The organism is Veillonella sp. CNR 79/14 (assembly GCF_003992185.1).
GTDB lineage: Bacteria > Bacillota > Negativicutes > Veillonellales > Veillonellaceae > F0422.
Genome location: NZ_RQVH01000020.1, coordinates 20,711 through 30,536 on the forward strand (window position 1 = coordinate 20,711; position 9,826 = coordinate 30,536).

The 9,826-nt window shown below is 36.9% G+C and carries 7 protein-coding genes; 1 reads left to right on the plus strand and 6 read right to left on the minus strand.

From position 1 onward, the window contains the following. Nucleotides 1–12: 12 nt before the first annotated feature. From EO119_RS06700 to EO119_RS06720, 5 genes are all read right to left on the minus strand, one after another. Nucleotides 13–783 (minus strand): ABC transporter ATP-binding protein, encoded by a 771-nt coding sequence (locus tag EO119_RS06700; RefSeq protein ID WP_126941112.1) that lies wholly within the window; start codon nt 781–783, stop codon nt 13–15. Further along, nucleotides 783–1,838: an iron ABC transporter permease gene (locus tag EO119_RS06705; protein ID WP_126941113.1), complete on the minus strand. Its 1,056-nt coding sequence runs from the start codon at nt 1,836–1,838 to the stop codon at nt 783–785. Before EO119_RS06705 ends, EO119_RS06700 begins: the two co-directional genes overlap by 1 nt. Beyond that, nucleotides 1,831–2,862, minus strand: a complete 1,032-nt coding sequence (locus EO119_RS06710) for an ABC transporter substrate-binding protein (protein WP_126941114.1) — start codon at nt 2,860–2,862, stop codon at nt 1,831–1,833. Before EO119_RS06710 ends, EO119_RS06705 begins: the two co-directional genes overlap by 8 nt. 51 nt (nt 2,863–2,913) lie before the next feature. Then, nucleotides 2,914–5,376, minus strand: a complete 2,463-nt coding sequence (locus EO119_RS06715; protein WP_126941115.1) for a TonB-dependent receptor — start codon at nt 5,374–5,376, stop codon at nt 2,914–2,916. 289 nt (nt 5,377–5,665) lie between these two features. Then, on the minus strand, nt 5,666–8,071 hold the full coding sequence (locus EO119_RS06720) for a TonB-dependent siderophore receptor (protein ID WP_206168798.1): 2,406 nt from the start codon (nt 8,069–8,071) through the stop codon (nt 5,666–5,668). Nucleotides 8,072–8,350: 279 nt separating this feature from the next. Between EO119_RS06720 and rarD the strand changes: the two genes are divergently transcribed. Next, on the plus strand, nt 8,351–9,226 hold the full coding sequence (rarD, locus tag EO119_RS06725) for an EamA family transporter RarD (RefSeq protein WP_062403276.1): 876 nt from the start codon (nt 8,351–8,353) through the stop codon (nt 9,224–9,226). 38 nt (nt 9,227–9,264) lie between these two features. Here the strand turns inward: rarD and EO119_RS06730 are convergent. After that, nucleotides 9,265–9,826: type IV toxin-antitoxin system AbiEi family antitoxin domain-containing protein (locus tag EO119_RS06730; RefSeq protein WP_126941117.1), on the minus strand; the 562-nt coding region annotated here is incomplete at its 5' end.

The window sequence follows — 9,826 nt, forward strand, 5'->3', positions numbered from 1 at the left end:
ATACATAAATACTTATTTCACTGTTTCCGTAAAAATAATATGAATAGAATCTTCTGTCGGACCTTCTACGATGCGACTATGTACACCATATAGATTTTGAATAAACTCTGGTGTCAGCAACTCTTTTGGCGTCCCTGTGCCAACCACTCGTCCTTTTTCCAAGGCTACTAAACGATGACAGAATTGGGATGCCAAGTTTAAATCATGAACAGCCATCAATACAGTTACACCCGCATCACGAACGATTTCCAACATTTCCAATTGGTACTTGATATCCAAATGATTCGTTGGTTCATCCAAAATCAAACATGGGCTTTCTTGTGTTAAGGCTCTGGCCAAAATCACACGCTGTTGCTCTCCCCCTGAAAGGCTCAAGAAATTCCGTGTTTCCATATGGTCCATCCCCACCTGTGCTAAGGCTTGTCTAGCTATAGTATAGTCCTCTGGCGAATCACCTTCAAGTAATTTTTTATGAGGCATACGCCCCATAAGTACAATATCCATCACTGAAAAGTCAAATTGGTATTGATTATGTTGTGCCACTACCGCCATTTGCAAAGCACTTTCACGAAATGAAAGTTCATCTAAGGCACGGCCATTCAACATAATTTGTCCTGCATTAGGATGTAATGTACGATAGATACATTTTAACAATGTACTTTTACCACTACCATTGGGACCAATTAAACCTACAATTTCACGATCTTGTACGTCTAAATCTATACCTTGTAAGATTTGCGTTTGTCCAATGCCAAAGGCAACTTGTTTTACTTGTAAATTCATTAATTACCTCCAAACGCATAGGTTTGCTTAATCATTAAGTATACAAAAGCTGGCGCACCGATCACAGAAATTAAGATACCAATCGGTAATTCCGTATGAGGAATGAGCGTTCTACTGAGTGTATCTGCCACTACTAGTAATAAAGCGCCTCCTAAGGCAGATATAGGAATTAAACCTTTATGATTTGTGCCCAACGCTTGACGTACGATATGAGGAATGAGCAACCCAACGAATCCAATAATCCCTGCTGCATACACGGCAAAGCCTATCATAATCGAGCTCATCACAAGGTATAATTGACGATATCTGTGAAGATCTATACCTAGGGTAATGGCTACTTCATCACCTAGTAACATCAAGTTCAAAATGCGTGTTTGGGACCAGAAGAAGACAATTGGTACTAGAATAACAAGTAGCATAATGCCAATCAAATCCCAATTAGCCCCTGCCAGACTACCCATCATCCAGAAGGTTACGTTTTGAATCCCTTCTTTATCGTTTGCAAAGTATACAATAATACTCGTAAAGGCACTGCAAACGGCGCTCAAGGCCATCCCGGCTAACAACAATTTAATCGCATTAGCACGGCCACCCATATTGGCAATAATAAGTACACCAAACGATATAACCATAGCGCCTATGAAAGCCATAATACCTACGTATTCTTCACCAAAGGCAATGCCCACACCCATTAAAATGGCTACTGTAGCACCTGTAGATGCACCTGATGAAATACCTAGAATATATGGATCTGCCAGTGGATTTTTAACAATGGCTTGCATAATAACACCACTAACAGCAAGCCCCGCACCTACTAGAGCCGCTAAGACAACCCGTGGCATACGCAACATCCATACAATATCATTCAAAGCCCCTTGTCGTGGATCCTCAATCGTAATGGTATCGACAAATTTTGATGCTACCACTTGCCACAATGTATTTGCTGGAATATGAACAGTTCCTAAAAATAAAGACCATGCCATACCCGCAATCAATAGGGCTATGAGTATAATTCCTACACCCACCACTGTAAGCGTATGTGTTCGATTACTCATGAATACCTCCTGTAAAATTAGGATACAATCCGTGAATCATAAGATTCAATCCATCATGAACTCGAGTGCCTGCGCTGTATACCATAAATAATGGAACCCCATGTACTCGATGATTACGTATAGCATCCACATGTTGTAATGTAGGATTCTTGTATAGATTGTCTATAAGTTCATCTTGCCGTTCATAATCCTCTTCTACTAGCACTAAAAAGATAACTGATGGATTTAAATGAATCAATTCTTCTGCATTGATTGTCTGTCCTGCCTCAGAAATAAGATGACCCCCTATTTCTTCTAGCATATTTCCTGCTAATGTTTCCTTATCATACACACGATACTGGCGTCCCGAATTTTCGAGTATCAGAACCGTATCTTTCGTATGCTGTGCTTCTCCATAAGCCCTTGCTTCTGCCACTGCACGTTTCGTTCGATTCACCAGTGCCTGTGCGCGTTCTTGTCTATTAACAATAGCACCTAGATCAAGAATATATTGATATTCTCCCTCTACTGTTCTCTTAGATTTTTTATAGGATGCTCTTGAAATATAGCTATCAATCCCACGTTGTGCCCAAAAATCTGTACTCTTCCAATTATTCTTCTGAAAGGTAGAATACCAGCCTACAAGCAAGTCTGGCTCCCATAATAAGGTAGTTTCTACATCTGGAATTTCCATGCTTTTATAGGGAATCTTTTCGTAAGCATCACGATATTCTTCTGCTATATATTTGCTATCTGGCACCCCTATAGCTGCAATCATACGATCACCTACACCTAAAGCAAGTAAAGTTTCTACTGAACTTTGCCAAACCCCCATGATACGTCGTGGTTCCCCTTCATAGGTAATCACTTGATCCGTTCCTTTGCTCGTTAATTGATTTACCGTACGAGGTCCTACTTCCTGGGAAACAACAGTACTTTCCACATAATCAGGCATAGGAATAAATTCTTCCATACCATGTAGATGTGCACTGTATAATCCTAATATGATAGCTAACATACATCCAGTTATATATAACTTTTTCATTTATTCACCTAAACGAAAGGTCTACAATTTGTAGACCTTTCTAAAATTATATTAGAATTTGTATTTAGCACCAATCATAGCTTGACGAGCTGGCATTGCGGAACTTCCTGGCCCATAATTACCATAGCTAGTAGTTTCGTATGCTTCGTTCGTTAAGTTTGTCACTGCAACATATGTTGTTAAATCCTTAGTAACCTCATAGTTTAAATTCCAATCTACTACTACAAAGCGTTTCGATGTAAAGGCTTCTATATTAGAGCCTGTGTAATAGTTTACTAACAATCCAGAAGATACTTTGCCCGCATCATAATTCACATTGAGTGTGTAATGATTTGCAGGACGCAATTTGTTAATACCTGTGTTAATATCACCAGAGTTATTATAGTCCCATGCTGGATTTACTACATAACCTGGTTTTGCAGACCATCTATCTTTTAAATGACTATATGCCACACCAACAGTCCAGTTTTTATTAAGCTTATGATCTACTGTAAGATTAAAAGATGTTTTCTTTTGATTTGCGTTCACTGGAACACTTTCAAACCCCCTCGGAGTTCTTATTTCAAAGCTAGCAATAGCATTTGTCATGTCAGTAAGACTATAGTTTACACCTACAGTGGTTTTCTTGTTAAATATTTTTTGATAGCCTACTGTATATACATTTCCTTTTTCATCCTTTAAGTTTGTTTTTGTTCCATCATAGGCTGAAACATAATCACCACTACGTAATGGACGAAGAACTTTTGTCCAACCAGCATACACTGTGCTACCATCATGCAGTTGGTATTGTAGATTTAAGGAAGGTGTCACTACATGTGGATCGCCACCTAACGATTTTCCCGTTTCTGTTGTGTAATCACTATATTTAGCAAATCGTACAGCTGGTGTCACATCAAAATTATCATTTACATGAATTTTATCTTGTACATAACCATATAAGGAGTTACGTTTTACAGATGTTTTTCTTTTCCGTACTTGATCTACATAATCATTTTGATCTTTATCGTAGGAAACATTCATGATGATATCATGTTTACCTATAGAACGTGCCAGTTGTAATTGAATCCCACGCTTTCTTTCATCATAATAATGTCTTGGATCTTGTGCTTTTCCACCCGTTTTAGCTACCCATTCTTCCAAGGCTGCTTTACTACCGCCAGGGAATGGGGCTAAATTTTTTTCAATCCATGCATCTAATAAAGCTCCATCTTTAGCCCCATCTGGGAAATCCTTTGTAAATTGATCTCCCGTTAAATTGAATGCCTTATTACTCATTCCATCATCATGTAATACCCAAGCATATTTATCACTACTTAAATATTGATGACTTTGATGATAGAAACGAACAAAGCTTTCCATGTCAGATTGACGATCGAAAGTGTATTTTACATCCACATCATTATTTTTATATTTACTATATGAATTGTAACCAAATCCATCTAGGGCAAATAAATTATGGTAGGCAGGATTTCCTTTTTCATTTTGCACAACTTTATATTTAGTTTCGTACTCATAGTCCCCTGAATACTCTTCATTTAAGACTAACTTGCCATCTTCATCCCGTTCACCAACAGCTGCTTTAAATATAATTCGATTCCAATCTTTTTGGTTCCAATACTTTTGATTTGGTGTAGTAATCGGGTATCCATCTTTACCTTGTTGATGATTAATAGATACAGTTAAACGTTCTGTATCACTAAAATCCTTATCAAGTCGTACATTAGCGCTTCGCTCATCAAAACGAGAGCCACCCAATATTCCAATACCTCCGGTATATCCATCACGATATTTTGTATCTCCAGACATCACTCGATGTAAGCCTACATAATAGTGTAAAGAGTTGTCATTACCTACACTTCCAGAATAGGCTATATCATAATTATGTTTCCCCCATGTTCCTGTGGAAACGTCGACAGTCCCTTGATTAATTGCATTGCCTTTTCTTGTAATGATATTGATAACACCACCAGTAGCATCAGAACCATATACAGAGGCTCCTGGACCTTTAATTACTTCGATTTTATCTACTGCATTAATATTGATAACTTGGTCAAGATTTACTCCTGTAGACTTACTACCTGACTCACTGCTACTTGCAATACGAGTACTTGTAGAGTTATCTACACGGCGACCATCCACCATAATAATGACACGAGTGTCTCCATTAATAGAAATACCGTTATTGAAAAACTGGAACCCATATTCCCCACCACGGTATCCTGGGTTATGGAATGTAATACCAGGGATACGTTTGATGGCTTCTGTTAAATCAGCATAATGACGTTTTTCAATTTCATCACGAGTGATAACTTTTACATCACCACCTGTACGATAATAAGATTGTTCTGTTACAGTATTACCAAATTGGTCTTTAGAACGATCACCTTTCACTACCTTTGTGTCTAATTGATAATTGTCTAAATGCTCATCAAATGCAGCTTGTACACCGCTGAATGTAGTCAATGCTACACAGGCTAACAGAGCCGCCGAGATACGCTTACTTGTTACTTTCATGAATATACCTCCAAAATTTCGTACGCCCGTACAAATCGTATACTATCTACTGCTTTTATACATTATAAACGCAATAGTATAATTATATCTTATTTCTTCTTTTTTTATCAAATCTTTTATCAAAATAATAGTCTATAGAATTTTTTATATTATATGATAATGACAGTAAATATGAATCTCATATACATCGTCATACAATTCATTAATATACAAATTCCAATAAATTGCTATGTCGACTTCATGTATGCTGAAAAGAGCTACACTAGGTAGCTCTTCTCTATGTGAACCTTTAGAATTTATATTTAGCACCAATCATTGCTTGACGACCTGGCATTGCAGAGCTACCAGAACCATATCTAGAGTTACTTGTTGTTTCATATGCTTCATTTGTCAAGTTTGTTACTGCCACATAAGTAGTTAAATCTTTATTTACATCGTAGTTTAAATTCCAGTCTAATACTAAGAATCGCTTGGATGTAAAGGCAGCTAAATTAGATCCTGTATAGTAGTTCATTAAGAATCCTGAAGACAATTTGCCTGCATCATAATTTACATTTAATGTATAATGGTTTGCTGGGCGCAATTTATTAATACCAGTATTGATGTCACCAGAATCATTATAGCCCCAATCTGGATTCACAACGTATCCTGGTTTTACAGCCCAAGTATCCTTCAAATGACTGTATGCAGCGCCTACAGTCCAATGTTGATTTACTTTGTGATCGATTGTAATGTTAAATGCAGTTTTCTTTTGTTTCGCATTAACAGCAGTACTTTTAAATTTATCTTCTACACGAATTGGGAATGATGCAATAGAATTACTCATATCTGTTAAGCTATAATTTACACCAACAATCGTTTTTTTGTTAAATTCTTTTTGCAAACCTACTGTATATACATTTCCTTTTTCATCTTGCAAAGGAGTTTTGAATTCCCCATAGGTAGACATATAATCGCCTTTACGCAACGGGCGAAGTACCTTAGACCAACCTGCAAATACTGTGCTAGTATCATCAAGTCGATATTGTAGATTTAAGGAAGGTGTCACAACATGTGTGTCGCCACCTAACGATTTTCCGACCTCTGTTGTGTAATCACCATATTTAGCAAATCGTACAGCTGGAGTCACATCAAAATTATCATTTACATGAATTTTATCTTGTACATAACCATATAAGGAGTTACGTTTTAACTCAGATGTCGTACCTACTCCATTGTCTACTTCATAACTAATTTGTGTTGCTTTGTCATAGGTAACATTAGCAATCACATCGTGTTTACCGATAGAACGAGCTACCTGTAATTGGACTCCACGATTTTTTTCAGTATTGTAATCTGTCGGCGCTCCCGCTTTACCACCTGTTTTTGCCAACCACTCTTCAATGGCTGCTTTGGAACCCCCTGGGAATGGAGCTAAGTTTTTAGTAATCCATTCATCTAAGGCAGCTGGATCTGTTGCACCTTGTGGAAAATCTTCGCTGAATTTTTTCTTGATGTCAACACCTGGTACATGCCATTTGTATTTATCTGTTTTAGAGTATGTATGGTTTTGATTGTAGAAACGTACAAAGCTTTCCATATCAGATTGACGGTCAAATGTATATTTTACATCTACATCATTATGTTTGAACTTACTATAAGAATTATATACAAGTCCATCTAATGCAAATAAGTTATGATATCCAGGATTTGCTACATTACCTGATGTAGTGGATTTTGGTTTTAACATACCTTTTTCATCTAATGTTCCTACATCAGCAGCAAAGATGATTCGATTCCAATCTTTTGTGTTCCAATATTGTAAATTTGGAGTGGAAATTGGATACCCATCTTTACCTTGCTTATGATTGATGGAAATTGTCAATCGTTGTGTATCGCTAAAGTCTTTATCGATACGTACATTAGCACCTCTTTCATCAAAACGAGAACCGCCTAATGTTCCCACTTCACCGGTATGTCCATCACGATATTTTGTATCATCAGATTTAACACGATTTACACCCACAAAATAATGTAAGGAGTTATCATTTCCTGCACTACCAGAGTAGGTAAAATCATAGCTATGTTTACCCCAAGAACCAGTAGAAACATCAACTGTTCCTTGATGATTATCTCCACCTTTGCGAGTGATAATATTAATGACACCACCAGTTGCATCAGAACCGTAGGCAGAAGCTCCAGGACCTTTGATTACTTCAATCTTGTCTACGGCATTAATATTTGTTACTTGGTCTAAGTTAACCCCAGTAGATTTGCTACCCGTTGCACTTCTACCTGCAATACGTGTACTTGTTGCATTATCTACACGACGACCATCTACTAGCACGATAACACGAGTATCACCATTGATAGAGATACCATTGTTGAAGAATTGGTATCCATATTCTCCACCACGGTATCCTGGGTTTTGGAATGTTACCCCTGGAATACGTTTGATGGCTTCTGTTAAATCAGAATAATGACGTTTTTCAATTTCATCACGAGTGATAACTTTTACGTCACCACCTGTACGATAATAGGATTGTTCTGTTACTGTGTTACCAAATTGATCTTTAGAACGATCACCTTTCACTACCTTTGTATCTAATTGATAATTGTCTAAATGCTCATCAAATGCCGCGTGTACGCCGCTAAATGTAGTCAATGCTACACAGGCTAACAGAGCTGCAGAAATGCGCTTATTTGTTATTTTCATGAATATACCTCCAAAAAATTTCGTACACCCATACGAATTAATATATATGTATTGCTTTCAATACATAATAACATGCTGTTTATAATTATACTTCATAGAATCTTCATTTTACAATATATTTTTCAAATATAACTAAATTTCATATTTAAGTCACTCTATATTATCTTAACTTATTATTTTTGTGATAGTATCAGTTTTCTATGATACGTATTATTTTCCTATAGAACATGTATGTAATCTGTGGTACTATGATAACTGAATACACTAAAGGAGGTATCTATGCAACAAACCAATAAAAAAGGTCTCATCACCGCTTTAAGTTGCTATTTTATTTGGGGACTTTTACCCATCTACTGGGGTCTTCTCCACCATATATCAGCCTATAGCGTACTGGCACACCGCATTATATGGTCTGCCCTCTTTATGTCCTTTGTGGCTATCGGACTGAATTACAAACAATTTAAGAAAGATTGCCTGCATTTAAGACAGAATATATCTCAATTGGGTCTACTATTTCTAGCTTCTATCTTCGTATCTAGTAATTGGGGCTTATACATCTGGGCTATCTCCAATAACCGCGTTATGGATACTAGCTTTGGCTATTACATCAATCCGTTACTAAATGTAGTATTAGGGGTATTGGTATTTAAAGAAAAGCTAACATTTCCGCAGTGGTGTAGTGTAGGCTTAGCTACCATCGGCATCATCTTCATTTCTCTACAAATGGGAAGCACCCCTGATTTAGCACTTGCCATTGCCTTAACCTTTGGTCTTTACGGCCTAGTGAAGAAAAAACTATTGATTCATCCTTTTACAAGCATCGCTTTTGAAGCTTGGCTTGTAGCCCCTTTAGCACTAGCATACACGACGTATATCGACGCTAGTTCTTGGACAGCATTTCAAAATGATTCTTATACAGCTGCACTATTCGTAATCTCTGGTCTAACCACCTCGGCACCACTCGTTTTATTTACCTATGGAGCGCGATTATTACCCTTAAACCTGTTAGGATTTCTGCAATACCTATCGCCCACCATCGCTTTACTTATTGCCATCTTCTATTTCGGTGAAAGCTTCGATACCAATAAAATGATTGCCTTTTCTTTCATTTGGGTAGCCCTTGGAATCTATACAGCATCCAATTACACTAAATAAATACAAAACAGCCTGTGCATCATTTGCGCAGGCTATTTTTATAGCATGACCTCCGTATATTGTCTCAATTCATCTTCCATATCTAGTTCTACTGCATATTTAGACAGTTTTAATAAATTTATATCGTTACTAAAAAAATATGAACGTATTACTTCTCTGAAAACTTGTGCATCAACTCGCTTTTTATCACGAATTATGTCAAGTACCGTTCTTTCCTTATCATATGTTATGATAAGATGCCCAAAAGGGCTCAATTGTTCTACTTTCCCAACACTAAACTGATCCTTATTTACATATTTAAAGTTAATATTGTCTTTTACCTTCGATACTCGACTAACATTATCTCCAACCATAACAGTCATAACAAAATTATTAGGTACTTTTGTCGTTAAACCATGTAAATAAGCAGCTGTCTCATGTGAAAAAGCTCCTTTTCTTATACGATGTGAGAAATATAAATACTCGTCAATATTCTCATGGGGAAATGCATATAATCCTGTCGCTACTTTTTCCAATGTATTATCTAGCACTAATGCTTTTAACGTATCTTTATGAAAACCTAAATCTAAAACTTCTTTTGTTGTAATCACTCCACAATTA